Annotated in this window: 15 protein-coding genes; 13 read left to right on the top strand and 2 right to left on the bottom strand. The window is 44.7% G+C overall.

Translation table 11 applies throughout. The features are described from left to right. Nucleotides 1-75: 75 nt before the first annotated feature. Nucleotides 76-1,017 carry a LysR family transcriptional regulator gene (locus ACR64G_RS06175; RefSeq protein ID WP_435978450.1) on the bottom strand — a complete coding sequence of 314 codons (942 nt, stop codon included), beginning with the start codon at nucleotides 1,015-1,017 and terminating at the stop codon, nucleotides 76-78. Nucleotides 1,018-1,286: 269 nt separating this feature from the next. Here ACR64G_RS06175 and ACR64G_RS06170 point away from each other — a divergent pair, with 269 nt between their 5' ends. Next, nucleotides 1,287-1,964, top strand: coding sequence for a glutathione S-transferase family protein (locus tag ACR64G_RS06170; RefSeq protein WP_435978449.1), 678 nt, complete (start codon nucleotides 1,287-1,289; stop codon nucleotides 1,962-1,964). Nucleotides 1,965-2,057: 93 nt separating this feature from the next. Continuing rightward, entirely contained in the window at nucleotides 2,058-3,185 is a 1,128-nt protein-coding gene (locus ACR64G_RS06165; RefSeq protein WP_435978448.1) for a zinc-binding dehydrogenase, read from the top strand. 165 nt (nucleotides 3,186-3,350) lie between these two features. Here the strand turns inward: ACR64G_RS06165 and ACR64G_RS06160 are convergent, their stop codons facing one another. Then, complete coding sequence (locus ACR64G_RS06160) at nucleotides 3,351-4,082, bottom strand: hypothetical protein (protein WP_435978447.1); 732 nt, start codon at nucleotides 4,080-4,082, stop codon at nucleotides 3,351-3,353. A 203-nt stretch (nucleotides 4,083-4,285) separates the two neighbouring features. Here ACR64G_RS06160 and ACR64G_RS06155 point away from each other — a divergent pair, with 203 nt between their 5' ends. The 11 genes from ACR64G_RS06155 (at nucleotide 4,286) to ACR64G_RS06105 (ending at nucleotide 18,616) form a co-directional block, all read left to right on the top strand. Continuing rightward, complete coding sequence (locus ACR64G_RS06155) at nucleotides 4,286-5,272, top strand: LysR substrate-binding domain-containing protein (RefSeq protein ID WP_435978446.1); 987 nt, start codon at nucleotides 4,286-4,288, stop codon at nucleotides 5,270-5,272. Nucleotides 5,273-5,422: 150 nt separating this feature from the next. After that, the gene (locus ACR64G_RS06150; protein ID WP_435978445.1) at nucleotides 5,423-6,694 is read left to right on the top strand and encodes an NRAMP family divalent metal transporter; all 1,272 of its coding nucleotides are present in this window, start codon (nucleotides 5,423-5,425) and stop codon (nucleotides 6,692-6,694) included. Nucleotides 6,695-7,123: 429 nt separating this feature from the next. Then, on the top strand, nucleotides 7,124-8,014 hold the full coding sequence (gene prpB / locus ACR64G_RS06145; protein ID WP_435978444.1) for a methylisocitrate lyase: 891 nt from the start codon (nucleotides 7,124-7,126) through the stop codon (nucleotides 8,012-8,014). 93 nt (nucleotides 8,015-8,107) lie between these two features. Further along, a complete protein-coding gene (gene prpC / locus ACR64G_RS06140) occupies nucleotides 8,108-9,235 on the top strand; it encodes a bifunctional 2-methylcitrate synthase/citrate synthase (RefSeq protein ID WP_435978443.1) in 1,128 nt (375 codons plus the stop codon). Between the two features lie 216 nt (nucleotides 9,236-9,451). Further along, nucleotides 9,452-12,097, top strand: coding sequence for a Fe/S-dependent 2-methylisocitrate dehydratase AcnD (acnD, locus tag ACR64G_RS06135; protein WP_435980659.1), 2,646 nt, complete (start codon nucleotides 9,452-9,454; stop codon nucleotides 12,095-12,097). A gap of 154 nt (nucleotides 12,098-12,251) precedes the next feature. Beyond that, complete coding sequence (locus tag ACR64G_RS06130) at nucleotides 12,252-12,563, top strand: type II toxin-antitoxin system Phd/YefM family antitoxin (RefSeq protein ID WP_435978442.1); 312 nt, start codon at nucleotides 12,252-12,254, stop codon at nucleotides 12,561-12,563. Between the two features lie 21 nt (nucleotides 12,564-12,584). Further along, nucleotides 12,585-12,845: a Txe/YoeB family addiction module toxin gene (locus ACR64G_RS06125; protein ID WP_435978441.1), complete on the top strand. Its 261-nt coding sequence runs from the start codon at nucleotides 12,585-12,587 to the stop codon at nucleotides 12,843-12,845. 251 nt (nucleotides 12,846-13,096) lie between these two features. Continuing rightward, nucleotides 13,097-14,332, top strand: a complete 1,236-nt coding sequence (gene prpF, locus ACR64G_RS06120; RefSeq protein WP_435978440.1) for a 2-methylaconitate cis-trans isomerase PrpF — start codon at nucleotides 13,097-13,099, stop codon at nucleotides 14,330-14,332. A 64-nt stretch (nucleotides 14,333-14,396) separates the two neighbouring features. Next, complete coding sequence (locus tag ACR64G_RS06115) at nucleotides 14,397-16,247, top strand: ABC transporter ATP-binding protein (protein WP_435978439.1); 1,851 nt, start codon at nucleotides 14,397-14,399, stop codon at nucleotides 16,245-16,247. A 77-nt stretch (nucleotides 16,248-16,324) separates the two neighbouring features. Further along, nucleotides 16,325-16,948, top strand: a complete 624-nt coding sequence (locus tag ACR64G_RS06110) for a GNAT family N-acetyltransferase (RefSeq protein ID WP_435978438.1) — start codon at nucleotides 16,325-16,327, stop codon at nucleotides 16,946-16,948. Between the two features lie 165 nt (nucleotides 16,949-17,113). After that, nucleotides 17,114-18,616, top strand: a complete 1,503-nt coding sequence (locus tag ACR64G_RS06105) for a bifunctional 2-methylcitrate dehydratase/aconitate hydratase (protein WP_435978437.1) — start codon at nucleotides 17,114-17,116, stop codon at nucleotides 18,614-18,616. The last annotated feature ends 76 nt before the right edge of the window (nucleotides 18,617-18,692 follow it).

Raw genomic sequence — 18,692 nt, 5'->3', positions numbered from 1 at the left:
AAATATACTCAACCCTAAACACCGTTGGTTTGTTTTCGTATAATGTATATTATGTTAAATAGACTCTATTTATAGTTAGTTAGCATTTGATTCAACGATATTATTTATCTGCTCACTATCCACTTTGATTCTCTTAACCAAAAAGTCCACAGCGGCTTTTACTTTAGGGACTAAGTAGCGCTGCTTTTGATACAACAAATAAACCGCCATATCTGCCTGCTGGGTAATCGCTAATTTATGCGCAAACTTTAGCTCTATCAGCTGTCCTGACTCTAGATATGAGGCTAACGCCCAGCGCGTTGACATCAAAATACCGTCGCCATTACATGCCTTTTTTGCCAGCCACGGCCCGTTATTTGATATAGCGACCGCAGGCCCTGAGACATCGTGCCATTGATTGTCTATATAGCAAAGCCAAGGCGTCGGCCCTGTTGGCGCTTTAAAATACAAACCTCGGTGCTGTACTAATTGCATTACATCTTTAGGCATGCCATATTTCTCTAAATAACTTGGTGCAGCTACAGGTATAAAACCATTGTCCATAAGCCTTATCGCCAGCACGCGCTCATTAGGCGCGTAACCGCCGCGAATCGCGATATCGACGTCATCACGCCCAAGGGTGGACAGCTCATCACTTAAGCTCACATCCAAGACAATCTTTGGATATAACGCGCTAAATTCCTCTAACAATGGTAATAGGATTTTTTCACCGAAGCCGACCATGGAGCTGATGCGCAGACGCCCCATAGGCGTAGTTTGATAACTCTGAACGGTCTCAGCACTTTGTTTGAGCTGACTGAGTATTTGCTGTACGTCGTTATAGTAAATCTGACCCACTTCTGTCAGTTTGACAATGCGAGTTGAGCGCTGTAACAAGGTGGCACCCAGATTCTTTTCTAGATCAGCAACTCGCCTTGATAATGATGATGGTGGTACTCCAAATGCCTTTGCCGCTTTAGTAAAGCTGCCCGTTTCAGCGACTTTACTAAAGTAGCGTATGGCTCGCAATTGATCCAACTCCCCTCTCCTTTTAGATCTTCAATTGTGCAATATCTGAGCATTTTCGCCTTATTATTGTCATAAAAGCAATAGTGATTCACGTTTGTATGCATATACAAGCCTATTAAAACCAGTAATAATAGATTTGACTTTATAGGGACCGCTTTAGTACTGCTACAGCGCATTCAATATGCTGTAACTCAGTTAGACTTAACAGGGACGTCAATAAGAAAATTGGCAACTTAAGCAATATCAACTAAAACAATATCAACTACGGATAACCAATTATGATCACTTTGCATGGATTTGCCGCGAGCAACTACTACAACCTAGTAAAACACGTTCTCTTACACAAAGAGATTCCATTTCAAGAAAACCTCGTCTATCCGAGTAGCGACGAGTTACTAGCCGTCAGTCCTGTAGGCAAAGTGCCTGCTATTACCATGCCCGATGGTTTTGATCTATCAGAGTCGAGTGTCATCTGCGACTTTATTGAAGAGAGCTACCCCTATACGCCGCTATACCCTAGCGATGCCAAAGAGCGCGCAACCATACGTCAAATCATGAAGATAGCAGAGTTGTACTTTGAGCTACCAAGCCGCCGCTTGATACCGTTTACTTTTTCAGGCACTCCAGTGCCTAAGCCTATTGCTATAGAGGTACGTCAAGTTTTAGAGCGCGGTATTATCGCCTTGAATAGTCTGAGTCAGTTCTCACCTTGGATTGCAGGCGAGCAATTTACTATGGCTGATATCTATGTTTATTATGTCAACACTATCGTAAGTAGCTTTGCCGTCAAACAGCTTGAGTGGGATATCATGGCGCAGATATCAGGCATGACAGAGTGGAATAAGACTATGAGGGACTCTGATATTGCTAAGCAGGTGGACGTAGGTCGATTGACAAATATGCCTGAATTTATGCAATACGTGCAAGCCCAGATCAAAGCTGTCCATACTAAATAAAGCCAAACAATAGCTCATTTGAATAACGAACCATTTACGATCAACAAAAGACACTTTGTCTAATGCCTTTAACCATTTGCAGGAGCAAACCTTATGAGCGATACAAACATACAACTCATCTCTACTATCAGTGCTGACAACAAACTTACCGTATCTTTGCAAGATATCGAGATGCCGCAGCCAAATGACGACCAAGTTGTGGTACGTATTGAAGCTGCGCCGCTTAACCCATCTGATTTAGCGATTTTGTTTAGCGTCGCTGACATGTCTACTGCCGCGCAATCAGGCAACGAGCAAAACCCAGTTATCACAGCAGACGTTCCTGCCAAGTTCATGCCAGCCGTCAAAACCCGCGTGGGCAAAGATACGCCTGTCGGTAATGAAGGCGCTGGCACTGTGGTCGCCGCAGGATCCTCACCGGCGGCGCAAGCCTTAATGGGTAAAACCGTTGCGGTCATCGGTGGCGGTACGTATCGTCAATATCACTGCGTCAATGTGCAAAGCTGCTTGGAATTAAAAGAAGGCACAACGGCTAAAGAAGGCGCGTCCTCTTTTGTTAATCCGCTAACCGCACTTGCAATGACTGAAACCATGCGCGCTGAAGGTCACAAAGCGATTGTACATGCGGCAGCCGCCTCAAGCCTTGGTCAAATGCTCAACCGTATCTGTATGGCTGATGGTATTGATCTGATTAACATCGTGCGTAAAGAAGAGCAAGAAACTTTGCTACGTGATATGGGCGCAAAATATGTGGTCAATTCAAGCAGCGAGTCATTCCTCACCGATTTGACGACAGCGATTATCGAGACGGGCGCTACTATCGCCTTTGATCCTATCGGCGGCGGTCAGCTAACTAGCGATATCCTTAACTGTATGGAAGCCGCTATCACACGCGACGTTGAAGAGTACAGCGTGTACGGCTCTAATACCTTTAAGCAAGTCTATGTATATGGCGGACTAAACCGAGGTCCTATTGTCCTTAATCGCAACTTTGGTTTTTCTTGGGGCGTTGGCGGTTTCTTGTTGTTCAATGCACTCGGTAAATTGGGCACTAAAACTGTTATGAAAATGCGTGAGCGCGTGGCAGATGAGATCACGACCACCTTTGCTAGTAGCTATACTCATGAAGTGTCATTACCTGAGGTTTTACACTTAAAGTCTATCGCCGCTTATGGTAAGCAAGCGACTGGCGAGAAGTATTTAATTACCCCGCAGCAGTAATCAATATTTAATCATAGCAACTATTTATAGTAGTGAGTTTTTGCACGTAAAAAAGCAGGTACTCTAAACAGTATCTGCTTTTTTATTGTCTAAATGACAGCTGGCATATTATTTATTAGCGGGCAACAGAATAACGGATAGCCATGCTTTATAAAAAATAAGACCTTATTCTGAAGTATCGCGATACAACGTGACATCAGACTCTTGCATAAACTCTTCAAGGCTCATTTCTGTGTTCTGACTGTCATCATTATTAGGTGTCGGTATAGCATTACTTTGCTGATTATTACTATCTATAGCACTATCTAAGTTCGCGCTAGCAGGTTTGGTTGTCAAAAGCTCCAAATTTGCTTCGTTAGTGTTTGTGGCCGTATCTGTTACTGGCAGGGGCTCACTATTAACATCTGCATCCAAACCTGCATCTAAGTTATCATTAATAGGTACAGCCGTCGTATCATCTAAGACTGGTGAGACGTTCTCTACGTTAGTATCGCCTGAAAACACACTCATTAAATCTATCTTTCCAGTGATATTCAAGAGTACTATAGCTGCTGCCACAGTAGCACTGATCAATAGCGCTACGATTAAACCAATAAAAAATAAACTTTTAGTATCGGTGTTCGTTTTTTTGTTTTTTTCTAAGCGGCTCTCGTGACTTGTTTTATGAGTTAAATGAGCAGATATTCTGTCATTAATGTCTATATCGTCAGATCGCTGAGTATCATCGTATTTAGCAGATATCTCTACCGCATTATCCTCAACTGTTTGCACCTCGCCATCTGCAAAAAAACTTAGCTCTTCAGCACTTAAGCCATCATATATAGAGTAAGGCTCTATATCGCTAGAATCACTCAAATCTTCTTGATCACGCATCTTATTTTTATTTAAGTCACTCATAGCACACCATGCCATTTTTGCTGTTAGAATTCAGATAGACTTATCATCGACTGATGGTTTGTCACCTCTTACACTAGGAAATAAGCAATAACTATGCCAGCGCCTGATTCTACCTCCACCTTGTCTTATCTAATTGTTTTATTTGATAAAGGGCAAAAGGAGTCGCTTGTGTCGTTCAACGTAAGACTCTAAGAGTACTATTTATGGACATCAAACAGCTGAACGTTTTCATCGCTATTGCCGATTGTCAAAGCTTTAGCTTGGCGGCGAGGAGCACGGGTATCTCTCAGCCTAGTCTTAGTCGTATGCTAAAGCAGCTAGAGACAGACATAGGTGTCGAGCTGATTGATCGGTATCATCGACCCCTACAACTGACCGAGTCTGGGCAGTTTTTTTATGACAAAATCAGTGCGGTGCTAACAGAGCTTGCGACCGTCACTAGCATGACCCAGCGTCTATCTAACCCAAGTACGGCGCTCACTATCGGTTTTGTGCCATCAGTGTTATATGGGCTGCTGCCTGAGATTATCGCCGCGCTCAAGCGCCGTCGTCCTGACATCGAGGTCAATCTCAAAGACATTAGCTCCTATCAACAAATCGAGGCACTAAAGAGCGGTGATATCGATGTTGGACTTGGACGTTTTGCGCATCGCGACCCTTGGATTCAGCAGATCCTGCTACGCCATGAGCGCTATATGGTTGCGCTACCCAAGACCCACCCCTTAGCTCATACTCGTGATCAGCGCTTAATAGACTTGGTGAATAATCGCTTGATCCTCTATCATCAAACTCATTTGCCGCCTGCTATCTCTGTAATGACAGATGCAACGCCAAGCGCAGTGCCAATTAATGCAACGCCCATTATCGAAAACGCCATCACTGAGCCGCTGCTTCATCTATTTGCGCAGTATGGTATCACGCCGCTAATGACAACAAAGGTAAGCGACTTGCAGGTGGCGCTAAGCTTAGTTGCTGCTGGTGAAGGCATTACGCTGGTGCCCGCAAGCTTACAAACGGTACGCGCTGAACAAATAAGTTATCAGCGGCTTATTCACGAAAACGTCACCTCTCCTATCTATTTACATACCCTCAAAGATGTTGTCCATCCAAAAGTGCCTGATTTTCTTAATGCTATTTATGAGGTCTATGAGCAGCGCGGTATCACTTATCGTCGTCAACAGTTTGTGTAAATTAGATACCCAAATAGCTGACTAAATTAGATGATAGTAGCTGTGCGCAGAGGTTTACTTAGTAAGCAGAATTTTGCATAGATTGCCTCTTGGTATATATGATAAAGTCGGCTGATATTTGAAAACACTTATAATGATTTTGAGACAATTATGAGCACACAATCTATGAACAATACGGCAAACCCACTACAAGAAAAAGGGTTTAGCTGGCGAATTTTTGGCCCAGGTATTTTGATGGCGACCGCTGCTATTGGTGGCTCACATCTAATTTCCTCTACGCAGGCAGGCGCGATATACGGCTGGCAATTGGCGATTATGATTATTCTTGCCAATGTTTTCAAATATCCCTTTTTTCGTTTTGCTACCGAATACGTTTATGACACGGGCGAGAGTCTAATCGCAGGCTATGCCAAACGCTCAAAAGCCTATCTATGGGTGTACTTCATCCTCTCAATCTTGTCTGCGGTGATCAGTACGGGCGCTGTGTCCTTGATCGCAGCAGTCATATTAGGCTTTATGCTGCCCGCCTCTTTGGGTCTTTCAACCATAGCGCTATCGCTCATTATCGTTGTCGTCTGCTGGGTGTTTTTGCTTGCAGGTCACTACAAGTTATTAGACGGGGTGACCAAATGGATTATGATTGCCCTAACGACAGCGACGGTCGCTGCTGTTGTCATTGCTGCTGGTAAGCCTGCGGTGATGACTGCTGATTTTGTAGTCGCCTCCCCTTGGAATCTGGCAACTTTGGGTTTTATCGTGGCGCTCATGGGATGGATGCCTGCGCCCCTTGAGTTCGCAGCGATCACCTCGATGTGGACGTCCGCTAAAAGAAAAGCGGATAACACCACTTATCGCCAAGGCTTGCTTGATTTCAATGTTGGGTTCTTAGTTTCTGCTGTCTTAGCGCTATTCTTTTTATCGCTTGGCGTGTTTGTTCAGTATGGCTCAGGGCAAGAGATTGAGCTGGTAGGCGGCGCTTATATCAATCAGCTCATCAATATGTATACTGCCACTATCGGTGAATGGTCGCGCTTACTGGTCGCCTTCATAGCCTTTATGTGCATGTTTGGCACCACAATCACTTGCGCAGATGGCTACGGTCGCGCCAATGCTGAATGTTGGCGCTTGCTCAAAGGTGAGAATGAGATCAATAAAAAGCAAATTGCCTTTTGGACGACTTACGCTATCGGAGGCGGTCTGGTTATCATTACCTTCTTCACCGGACAACTCGGCGCTATGCTTAAATTTGCTATGATATCAGCCTTTGTCTCAGCGCCAATCTTTGGTTGGCTGAATTACTCTTTGGTAAAAGTCCACAAACAAATGTCTGCTGGTATGAACGCCTATTCCATCGCTGGGCTACTATTTTTAGGGGGTTTTACACTGTTGTTCTTAGCGAACTTAGCGAGACTATTTGGGTAAATAAGGACTAGAGAACATACTCACTAATTTCAAAATGCCTTTTTAGCTAAGCTAAAAAGGCATTTTTGTAATATGACTTTCAACTACTGTATGCGCCAACAGTGAGCTATAAGCTACTTATCTTAAAATTATATTCATATGTAACTAAATGTAAAATACATTCTATTTTAGAAAAAAATTTATAGGCTAATATACATAGAAGATAACGTATGATGTTGATTTAGACATGTAGTTATTCATATTATAAATAATTTAGTTTTTAGTTAACATACAATTAATTTTATATTAATAACCATAGGTTTTGTACGCTATGCAATGTTAGTGATTAGATGTACTCTAAGTCAAAAACCATTAAAGCATTTTAGCGTCTAACACTAAAATCAAAGTATAAAAGACAATCAGCTAACCTCTCTACGTAAGGACATCATCATGACTTCATCAGCTGGCGCACGCTTTCGCAGTGCTATGAAAGCGCAGAACGATAATAATCTACCGCTACAGATCGTCGGTACTATCAACGCTTATACTGCGATGATGGCCACACAAGTCGGTCATAAAGCTTTGTACCTCTCTGGTGGCGGCGTTGCCAATGCCTCATTTGGCCTGCCAGATTTGGGTATGACGAGTCTCGACAATGTATTAGAAGACGCGCGCCGTATCACTGATGCCGTTGATACGCCATTGCTCGTCGATATTGATACCGGTTGGGGCGGCGCCTTTAACATTAGCCAAAGTGTTAAGAAGATGGAAAAAGCAGGCGTGGCGGCAGTACATATCGAAGATCAAATCGCTCAAAAGCGCTGTGGTCATCGCCCTAATAAAGAAATTGTCAGCATCTCAGAGATGGTCGATCGCTTAAAAGCGGCACTGGATGCCAAAACTGACCCTGATTTTGTCGTTATGGCGCGTACTGATGCGCTATCTGTCGAAGGTTTAGACGCTGCCGTTGAACGAGCAGTGGCCTTCTCTGATGCAGGCGCTGACATGATATTCGCTGAAGCCTTGACCGATATCGAGATGTATCGTAAATTTACCGATGTGCTCGATATCCCCGTCCTTGCCAATATGACGGAGTTCGGTCAGACTGATCTATATACCACTGAGCAATTGCATGGTGTTGGCGTCGATATGGTGCTCTACCCACTATCAGCGTTCCGTGCGATGAATAAAGCTGCACTCAATGTCTATCAGCATCTATTAGATGACGGCACGCAAGAAGAAGTCGTCGATACCATGCAAACCCGTATGGAGCTCTATGACTTTTTGAATTATCATGAGTTTGAGCAAACGCTGGATAAATTATTTGCGGACAACAAGTAAAGCGATTCACTGTTTGTAAGTCAGTAAAGCGTGAAAATTTCACTGTACTATAAAAACCGTACCACCCAAAAAGCCACCAAAAAGGAATGTATTATGGCAGCACAGAAGGAACTATCAGGCGCAGGATTGCGCGGTCAAGTCGCAGGCAAGACCTCATTATCTACTGTTGGTAAATCAGGCTCAGGTCTAACCTATCGCGGTTATGATGTCTCAGACTTGGCAGAAAAATGTATCTTTGAAGAAGTGGCCTATTTGCTACTTTATGGCAATCTGCCCACTCAAAGCGAACTTGATGAGTATCAAGCCAAACTCAAAACACTACGCGGATTACCACAAGCGCTAAAAGACGTATTAGAGCGTATTCCAGCGACGGCGCATCCTATGGATGTCTTGCGTACCGGTTGCTCTATGCTCGGTAATCTTGAGACCGAAACCGACTTTGACCAAGAGAACGACAAGACCGATCGCATGCTCGCGGTATTCCCATCCATCATCAACTACTGGTATCGCTTCACGCATGATAACGTGCGCATCGAAACCGAAACAGACGATGACACGATTGGCGGTCACTTTTTGCATCTGCTAAAAGGCGAGAAGCCAAACGAGCTACATACTAAGGTGATGAATGTGTCATTGATTCTTTATGCTGAGCATGAGTTTAATGCCTCAACCTTTACCGCACGCGTTTGTGCCTCTACCCTCTCTGATATTCACTCTTGTATTACAGGTGCTATCGGCTCGCTACGTGGCAACTTGCACGGCGGCGCAAATGAGGCGGCGATGGATATGATTGAAGGCTTCAAATCGCCTGATGAGGCTGAAGAGGAGATGATGGGTATGCTGGCGCGCAAAGACAAGATCATGGGCTTTGGTCATGCGATTTATAGCGAGTCTGATCCGCGTAACGTCATTATCAAAAAGTGGGCTGAAAAACTCGCTGAAGATGTTGGAGATACGGTGCTCTATCCGGTATCAGTACGCTGTGAAGAGGTAATGTGGCGCGAGAAAAAACTGTTCTGTAATGCTGACTTTTTCCATGCCTCAACCTATAACTTTATGGGTATCCCAACCAAGCTGTTTACACCGATATTTGTGTGCTCACGTCTGACAGGCTGGGCCGCTCACGTCTTTGAGCAACGCGGTAACAACCGTATTATACGTCCAAGCGCAGAGTACATCGGTGAAGAGCCAAGAGACGTGCCTGATATGAGCGCTCGTTAATCGTTCTAAATATCAATGTTTGATGTGAAAGATTGTAGGGTGTGCTGGACGCATCCTACATACTATTTTGATTATTCTTATTATTTATTGAGCAAAGTCTATTCACGCTAATAAATTTTGCTCAATAAATTATTTTAATTCACTTACAAAGGAACGCACGCCATGCCAACGAGCACTGACAATAAGCAGCCCTTAACGCAAGTTAATCCGCAAACCATGAACGCGCAATTTAAAAAGCCTCTACCCAATACCGATTTGCATTATTTCGATGTAGAGCAAGCGATCAATGATATCGAGCCTGGCGCTTATGCCAAGCTATCGTTTAGCTCAAAGGTACTGTGTGAGAACTTAGTACGCCGCTGCCCGCCAGAGGACTTGACCGAAGCCTTGTCACAGCATATCTATCGTAAGCAAGATATCGACTTTCCATGGTATCCTGCGCGCGTTGTCTGTCATGATATCTTGGGTCAAACGGCCTTTGTTGATTTGGCAGGCCTTCGTGATGCAATCGCAGCAGAAGGCGGCGATCCGTCTAAAGTAAACCCCATCGTACCCACGCAATTGATCGTCGATCACTCTTTAGCCGTCGAGCATGCAGGCTTTGAAGAGAACGCCTTTGAGAAAAACCGTGCTATTGAAGAGCGCCGTAACGAAGATCGTTTTCACTTTATCAATTGGTGTCAGTATGCCTTTGATAACGTCAATGTCGTACCGCCCGGTAATGGCATTATGCATCAAATTAACTTAGAGAAAATGTCGCCGGTCGTACAAGTGGTTGCTGATCAAGACGGCGATGCGATTGCCTTTCCTGATACTTTAGTCGGAACTGACAGCCATACGCCGATGGTTGATGCGCTCGGTGTTATTTCAATCGGTGTTGGCGGCTTAGAAGCTGAGAGCGTGATGCTCGGTAATCCGTCCTATATGCGTCTGCCGGACATCATTGGCGTTGAGCTAACAGGTAGATTACAAGAAGGTATCACCGGTACGGATTTAGTATTGGCAATGACTGAGTTCTTACGTGATGAAGGCGTTGTGTCCTCTTATTTAGAGTTTTATGGCGACGGCGCGCGCAATCTCACCGTCGGTGACCGTGCGTCTATCTCAAATATGACCCCAGAATATGGTGCGACCGCCGCGATGTTCTCCATTGATGAGCAAACGATTGACTATCTACGTTTGACTGGTCGTACTGAACAACAGATCAAAACCGTTGAATCTTATGCCAAGCAAACAGGGCTTTGGGCAGATGGCATGGTTGATGCTGAATACGACCGCATATTGCGTTTTGACTTATCAAAAGTCGTGCGTAATATCGCAGGCCCATCACGTCCGCATGCTCGCGTATCAACGACTGATCTGGTCACTGAAGGTATCGCCCATGGCGAAGGTGATAAATTACCTGAACCAAAAGATGGTTTAATGCCAGATGGTGCGGTCATTATTGCTGCGATTACGAGCTGTACCAATACCTCAAACCCGCGCAACATGGTCGCCGCTGGTATCGTTGCTCGTAATGCGGTCGCAAAAGGCCTTGTGCGTAAGCCTTGGGTAAAATCCTCGCTCGCGCCGGGTTCAAAAACCGTTAAGCTGTACTTAGAAGAAGCAGGACTACTGCCTGAACTACAAAAATTGGGCTTTGACGTTGTCGCCTTTGCTTGTACAACCTGTAATGGTATGAGCGGCGCACTTGATCCAGAAATCGAAAAAGAAATTATTGAGCGCGATCTATTTAGCACCGCGGTACTCTCAGGCAATCGTAACTTTGATGGTCGTATCCATCCTCACGCCAAGCAAGCGTTTCTTGCCTCACCGCCACTGGTTGTCGCTTACGCTATCGCAGGTAACACCCGTTTCGATATCGAAAAAGACTCGCTTGGCAAAGATCAAAACGGTCACGACGTTTATCTAAAAGATATCTGGTTCGATGATAGCGAGGTCGATGCAATCGTAAAAGCGTCCGTTAAACCTGAGCAATTTAACGAAGTTTATATTCCAATGTTTGATGAGGCCAAAGCCGATGCGGGTCGCAACGAAGCCTCCGTTATTGATCCACAATATGACTGGCGTGAGATGAGTACTTATATCCGCCGTCCGCCGTATTGGGAAGGTAAAATGGCCGCAATGAATAAGCTCAAAGGCTTACGTCCACTCGCAGTGCTTGGCGATAATATCACCACCGATCATATGTCACCGTCCAATGCGATTATGGGCGCATCGGCTGCGGGCGAGTATCTCGATACAATGGGACTACCAAGCGAGGATTATAATTCATACGCAACCCATCGCGGCGATCATTTAACCGCTCAACGTGCGACTTTTGCTAATCCAAAACTGCTCAATGAGATGGTGCGTGATGAAGACGGCAAGGTTATTCAAGGTTCGCTCGCTCGCGTAGAGCCTGAAGGTCAAGTCATGCGTATGTGGGAGGCGATTGAGACCTATATGAATCGCGAACAGCCGCTTATCATTATCGCAGGCGATGGCTATGGTCAAGGCTCAAGCCGTGACTGGGCGGCTAAAGGGGTTCGTTTGGCTGGCGTGGAAGTGGTCGTCGCTGAAGACTTTGAGCGTATTCATCGTCAGAACCTAGTCGGTATGGGCGCACTACCCGTCCAGTTCAAAGACGGTGTTGATCGTGAGACATTAAACATCGACGGTACAGAAGTATTCGATATCGAAGGTGATGTGTCAGCCGGCGGCGATATGACGTTAGTTATTCATCGCACTGATGGCAGCGTCGATAAAACCCCTGTTATCTGCCGCTTAGATACCGCTGATGAAGTTAAAATGTACAACTCTGGCGGTATGCTCCAGCGTTTTGCTAAAGAGTTCATCGATGGGACGCTTGATGCAGTATAAGCGTTAAAAATCTTTACTTATAACAGAGCCGATGTTGTATGGCGAATACGACATCGGTTTTTTATTTCTTATAATATTGAATTATGATGAATAACCGCGTAATATGTACGATATACTGTACAAGTTAAGAAGCATGTCGTGAGAGGAGTAAGCTATGAGAGTGATTAGTTTTTCAGAAGCAAGAAAGCATTTAAAATCGGTTTTAGACACCGTTAATGACGATGCCAATGCCACTATCGTGACTCGCCGTGATGCTGATGATGCCGTTGTGATGTCTCTTGATTATTATAACAGCCTGATGGAAACGGTCTATTTACTGAAATCACCTGCTAATGCCGCTCACCTAGCGAAATCAATTGCCCAGTATCAAGCTGGCAAGACGGCAGTGCATGATTTGATAGATGACGAAGAAATAAACGACGCTGACACTTATTTGGGCAGTGAAAATGATGCTGAAGATGCTTAATACTGTGGTGAGTACAGAGCTATGAGTGGACAGCTAGCGTGGACGGATGCCGCTTGGAAAGACTATCTGTACTGGCAGACGCAAGACAAAAAAACACTCAAACGCCTTAATAAGTTAATCATAGAATGTAAACGAAGTCCGTTTGAAGGTATTGGTAAGCCTGAACCTCTAAAGGAAAATCTATCAGGATTTTGGTCAAGACGCATCGATGACGCCAATCGGTTGGTATATGCCGTCGATGATCGTTACCTGACTATTATATCTTGCCGTTATCATTACTAAACTAATCAATTCTAATCAAACTCAAAAGGCTCAACCTGTCCAGCTTCAACCTCTGCCTGCGCGATTAGAAGCTAACGTACAAACGCGTGAGACAAGTCTGGATTGTCTTGCATAATCTGCTTAATTTTTTCTGAGATTTCCTTGCACTGCTTATCTATCGTCATAATACTCTTCATTTTTAGCTAATTTATATTTATCTATACTATCAATAAAACTATATGAAAATCATAATTATATAAAGGACTCCAACCATGACCCAACCAACATTCGCCCCACAAATCTCAATCCCCGCCACCTATATGCGTGGCGGCACCTCAAAAGGTACGTTCTTTAAGTTATCTGATTTACCTGAGCGTTGCCAAGTCGCTGGCAAGTCACGTGATAACTTCCTATTACGGGTCATCGGCAGCCCAGATCCTTACGGCAAGCAAATCGATGGTTTGGGCAATGGCAGCTCTAGCACGTCAAAAACGGTTATTTTATCAGCCTCTTCTAGCTCAGATCACGATGTGAATTATCTGTTCGGACAAGTCAATATTGCCAAACCAATGATTGATTGGGCGGGTAACTGTGGCAACTTAACCGCGGCCGTCGGTGCCTGTGCCATTAATATGGGTCTAGTTGATGCCGACAAAATTAATAACAGCATCGATAAAGATGCTGAAAGCGGGATTTGTGAAGTACGCATTTGGCAAGAAAATATCGGTAAGACGATTATTGCCCATGTACCAGTCTATTTAGATGCACAAAACAAAGTACAAGTTCAAGAAACAGGAGACTTTGAATTAGATGGTGTGACCTTCCCAGCAGCTGAAGTTAAAATTGAGTTTATCGATCCTGTCGATGCCACCAGCGATATGTTCCCTACTGGCAACTTGGTCGATGACTTCGATGTGTCGGGCTGTGGTTTAGATTCCGATAACGTAAAAGCGACCTTTATTAGTGCCGGTATTCCTACTATTTTTATGCAAGCAGCAGATTTGGGCTTTACGGGTACTGAATTGCAAGGCGATATCAATAGTAATAGCGAGCTACTTACCAAGTTAGAGATAATCCGTGCCAAAGGCGGTGTGGCGATGGGATTATTTAAAGATATGAGCGAGGCACAAGCGAGCCAACATATCCCAAAAATCGCTTGGGTTGGAGCCGCGCAGAGCTATACGGCATCGAGTGGAAAAGCGGTCGATGCAGGCGAGATTGACTTAGTCGTACGCGCCATGAGTATGGGTCAATTGCATCACGCTATGATGGGTACAGCCGCAGTCGCTATTGCCGCAGCCGCGACCACGCAAGGGACGCTAGTCAATGCATCGGCTGGCGGCGGTAGTCTTGTTGAAGTACGGTTTGGTCATCCGTCAGGTACATTGCTCGTCGGCGGAAAAACCGAATTGGTCGATGGGCGCTGGCAAGCCAAAAAAGTCTCCATGAGTCGTTCGGCGCGGCGTATTATGGTTGGTGCAGTTTTTGTTCCTGCGGATGCTTTCTAAAGACTCGTCTTAGACTCACTTTTATTACAGATATCTATAACGATTTACTTTATCCTAATCCTCTATGCCAACCCCTTCTAATCTAAACAAATCACCCTTTAAAAAGCCGCCAGTCAAAAAGACTGAGCGGCGGGCGTTGCTGTGGAATATCCTAAAAAAGCTGGCTGTATTTGCTTTACCTTACAAAACCTTGATCCTTTTCACCCTACTCTTGACGGTATTGGGTTCGTTTACCGCGCAGGTAAATGCCTTTGTACTACGTTATACCGTTGATACCTTGACTGAAATTGCCACGCTTGCTGATCCTTGGCAGGCAGGCTTGCGCATGCTCACTATTATCAGTGTTGTGTTATTGACTAAAGAAATACTATCGATATTTATCTCTTTTGGTCAGCGCTTTTATGGCGAAAAGATTCGTATCAATCTCTCACGCGATTTATCACAGCGTATTATTGAGCGTATTCTCACGTATCGCATGGCGTTTTATACCAGTTCTGAGAATGACAGCGGTAAATTGCAAACTCGCATTGACTACGGCGTTATGAGCTTGACCAGCCTCGTGCAAAACTTCTTTATCGATATGCTGCCGCTGTTTGCCAGCGCTCTGGTCTCGCTGATTATCATGTTCTCCACCAACTTTTGGATTGGTCTAGTTGGGCTGATTATCATCCCGATTTACTTCTTTATCAGTCAAAAACAAGCGCGGCGCTTGCAAGGCTTTCGCCGTGAGATGCGCGGCTTTCGAGAAGCCAAAAGCGGCTTAGTCATCTCCTTAATTAACTCAATCAGTGTGGTCAAATCCTTTGTCCGCGAGTCAATTGAAGCGGATAAACATTACAAGATTCAGCATGAGATGACCGATAATCAGCTACGTATTCGTAGTATTGGCTTTATTTATGACGCAATTAAGACCTTTATTGAGCAGATTGGTATTGTAGTTATTATCCTGCTGACCGCCTACTTTGTATTAAAGGGCGAGATGACTATCGGCATGGTTTTGTTTCACGTGTTGCTATTTCAAAACGTCGCTGCCCCTATTCGTCAATTGCATCGTATCTACGATCAGATCAATAATGCTTTGACCTATGCTGAAGGGTTTTTTGAGATATTAGACGATGATAAACAAGTTGAAAATATAGACGGTAGAAGTAGCAAAGATCTAAAAGGTCATATAGAGCTTAAAAACGTCGATTTTACTTATCCTAATGGGACGCAAGCCTTAAAGGATGTAAGCTTTGAGATCCACCCCAATCGTATCACCGCTTTGGTCGGGTTATCAGGTGCGGGCAAGAGTACTATTATTAGCTTATTGGTCAAATTTTATGCACCAGATAGCGGCATGATATACTTAGACGGTCATGATTTGGCAGACTGTGATACGCATGAATTGCGCCAGCGCATTGGACTAGTATTACAGAGCAATCATATATTCTCAGGCACCATCAGCGAAAACATTCGTTATGGCGATATCAATGCCACTGACGACGATATTATTACGGCTGCCAAAAAAGCCTCTATCCATGAGCAAATATCAGAATTAGCCAATGGCTATGAGAGCACCGCAAAGTCTTTATCTGGTGGTCAACAACAACGTATTGCGCTGGCACGGATGTTTTTAAAAGATCCGCCGATTGTGTTTTTGGATGAGCCAACCGCTAGCCTCGATGCTATCGCCAGTCAACAAGTCAAAAAAAGCCTCGATCTAATCAAACAAGACCGTACGGTGATTATGGTCTCACATAACATCGCACAAATTATCGATGCCGATGATTTGGTGGTGATAGAGAATGGTCAAGTCGTTGAGACGGGTACGCACGAAGAGTTATATGAGAAACGCGGTAAGTACTACGAGATATTTACTGCGATGTCTGATAGCTTAAATTTAGATAAAATCAGTCAGACGATCAATGGTTGATAAGTAGTAAAATTTATTAAGTATCGACTATAATACATTTTTATTCTCACTCCCAATATTCCAAAAGTTATTGACCTATGAGCACCCAATTTTCAATAAAAACCTTTGATGAGCTTACGACAGTCGACCTCTATCACATTCTAAAAGCCCGCTCGCAGGTGTTTGTGGTAGAGCAAAACTGTCCCTACCAAGACATAGACGAAGTCGATTTTGACTGCTTACATCTGATCGCGCACAAGGATGAAGCGCTTGTCGGTTATTGCCGAATTATTTCGCCTGAAGTCAACACCCTGACCACCAACTTATCCGTGACTACTTCTCCGTATCACGCCTCAAAACAGATCTCAGGTGCTATGCCTGCTATCGGGCGTGTATTAGTATTGCCTGAACATAGAGGCTATGGGCTGGCACGTCAAATCATGACGAATGCCATACAATACTGCCGCAGAAAATACGGCAAAAAACCCATCATCATCTCAGCGCAAACCTACTTGCTCCCTTTTTATGAGTCGTTAGGGTTCGTCGTAGAAGGCGAGCGTTATTTAGAGGACGGTATCGAACACGTTAGAATGGTATTGCAGGTGCTTAAAAAGGTGAAAGTAAAAAAAGAGTCCTCAGGTGTGGTCGCGAATACGCTTATCTTTTTACTTTTGATACTAGGTCTGCTATTTATCGCTGGCCTGATTTATTTGATGACCTAAATCTTGTCTTTTGACGCTTAGTCCTACAAACATTCATAACATAATACCCTTTGGCGAGTCGATATTGACTGTGCTACTTTTGAGTCATGACTGTTGTTAGTTTTCTGATACTAAGAAAGCTTTTAATAGCACATTCATATTTGACTCATGGAAGAGGTACTAGTTATGTCTACTGTAGAGAGCAACGTCCGTCCAGAATACGACGATGAGATTCAAAAAATCGCCGATTACGTCCTTGATTATTCTATCGATAACGACTCCCCAAACAGCGCTGATGCTTGGCATACTGCGCGTCACTGCCTGATGGATACGCTTGGCTGCGGTCTGCTAGCACTGCGCTTCCCTGAATGTACCAAGCATTTAGGGCCAAACAGCCCCGATCAAATCACCCCAAATGGCGCGCGCGTACCTGGTACCGCTTACAGGCTAGATCCTATCAAAGCTGCTTTTGACATCGGCTGCATGGTACGTTGGCTCGATTATAACGACACCTGGCTGGCAGCAGAATGGGGACATCCTTCTGATAATGTCGGTGGTATCTTGGCTGTGGCTGATTACATCAGTCAGTGCAATATTAGCCGAGGGCACGTGCCACTCACTATGCGCCATGTGCTAGAGGCGATGATTATGGCGCATGAGATTCAGGGCGTGCTGGCACTTGAGAATTCCTTTAATCGTGTCGGTCTTGATCATGTGTTTTTGGTCAAGCTTGCCTCAACCGCTGTTGTAGCAAAGCTCTATAATCTGCCACGCGAACGTATGATGGCAGCTATCTCGCAGTCCTTGGTCGATGGTCAAGCGCTGCGTACTTATCGTCATGCACCCAATGCTGGCAGCCGTAAATCCTGGGCGGCAGGCGATGCCACTAGCCGTGCGGTACGCCTAGTGGATATTACCCTGCGCGGTGAGATGGGTATTCCTGGCGCTTTGACCGCGCCGCAATGGGGATTTTATGATGTGCTCTTTAGCCATACTAATAAAGATCTGGCATTAAAACATGAGAGCGAGCGCCAGTTTAGATTTCAGCGCGAGTTTGGCAGTTATGTTATGGAAAATATCTTGTTTAAACTCAGCTTCCCCGCTGAGTTCCATGCGCAAACGGCTTGTGAAGCTGCGGTAATTTTGCATCCACGTATAGAAGATAGGATTGATGATATCGACAAAATCGTTCTGACTACTCATGAGTCCGCGATTCGCATCATCTCAAAAGAAGGCGAGTTGTCCAACCCCGCTGACCGTGATCACTGTTTGCAATATATGGTTGCCGTTGCCCTATTGACGGGAGATCTGATGGCAGAGGACTACGAAGATGACTATCACGAGCAGCATCATCTGCTGATCGATCCGCTACGTCGCAAGATGGAGGTAGTAGAAGATCCGAGCTACTCAACGGATTATCATGATCCCAGTAAGCGCTCTATTGCCAATGCCATTCAAGTGTTCTTCAACGATGGCAGCAGTACCGACAAGGTGGCTATCGAATACCCCATCGGACACAAACGTAGACGCGCAGCTGGTATTCCAATATTAGAGGCTAAATTCAGAGCCAATCTAGCCACGCGTTTTGTGGAGACGCGCTGTGATGAAATCATCGCACTATGTAATGATCAATCGCGTTTAGAGCAGAAACCTGTTAACGAGTTTATGGATTTGTTTGTGACTAATTAATTTATTTAACCAAAAGGGCGTGTCGTTGATTAAATGACGGCACGCCCTTTTTCATTGTGTTGATTTACTTCTTTAA

The sequence above is a fragment of the Psychrobacter sp. DM4 genome, assembly GCF_051307035.1.
GTDB lineage: Bacteria > Pseudomonadota > Gammaproteobacteria > Pseudomonadales > Moraxellaceae > Psychrobacter.
This window is presented reverse-complemented; position numbering and strand designations above follow the sequence as displayed.

Coding starts and splice junctions, on each gene's coding strand:
- ACR64G_RS06170 (WP_435978449.1), top strand. CDS start 1,287: ATGATCACTTTGCATGGATTTGCCGCGAGCAACTACTACAACCTAGTA.
- ACR64G_RS06165 (WP_435978448.1), top strand. CDS start 2,058: ATGAGCGATACAAACATACAACTCATCTCTACTATCAGTGCTGACAAC.
- ACR64G_RS06160 (WP_435978447.1), bottom strand. CDS start 4,082: ATGAGTGACTTAAATAAAAATAAGATGCGTGATCAAGAAGATTTGAGT.
- ACR64G_RS06155 (WP_435978446.1), top strand. CDS start 4,286: ATGGACATCAAACAGCTGAACGTTTTCATCGCTATTGCCGATTGTCAA.
- ACR64G_RS06150 (WP_435978445.1), top strand. CDS start 5,423: ATGAGCACACAATCTATGAACAATACGGCAAACCCACTACAAGAAAAA.
- prpB (WP_435978444.1), top strand. CDS start 7,124: ATGACTTCATCAGCTGGCGCACGCTTTCGCAGTGCTATGAAAGCGCAG.
- prpC (WP_435978443.1), top strand. CDS start 8,108: ATGGCAGCACAGAAGGAACTATCAGGCGCAGGATTGCGCGGTCAAGTC.
- acnD (WP_435980659.1), top strand. CDS start 9,452: ATGAACGCGCAATTTAAAAAGCCTCTACCCAATACCGATTTGCATTAT.
- ACR64G_RS06130 (WP_435978442.1), top strand. CDS start 12,252: ATGAGAGTGATTAGTTTTTCAGAAGCAAGAAAGCATTTAAAATCGGTT.
- ACR64G_RS06125 (WP_435978441.1), top strand. CDS start 12,585: ATGAGTGGACAGCTAGCGTGGACGGATGCCGCTTGGAAAGACTATCTG.
- prpF (WP_435978440.1), top strand. CDS start 13,097: ATGACCCAACCAACATTCGCCCCACAAATCTCAATCCCCGCCACCTAT.
- ACR64G_RS06115 (WP_435978439.1), top strand. CDS start 14,397: ATGCCAACCCCTTCTAATCTAAACAAATCACCCTTTAAAAAGCCGCCA.
- ACR64G_RS06110 (WP_435978438.1), top strand. CDS start 16,325: ATGAGCACCCAATTTTCAATAAAAACCTTTGATGAGCTTACGACAGTC.
- ACR64G_RS06105 (WP_435978437.1), top strand. CDS start 17,114: ATGTCTACTGTAGAGAGCAACGTCCGTCCAGAATACGACGATGAGATT.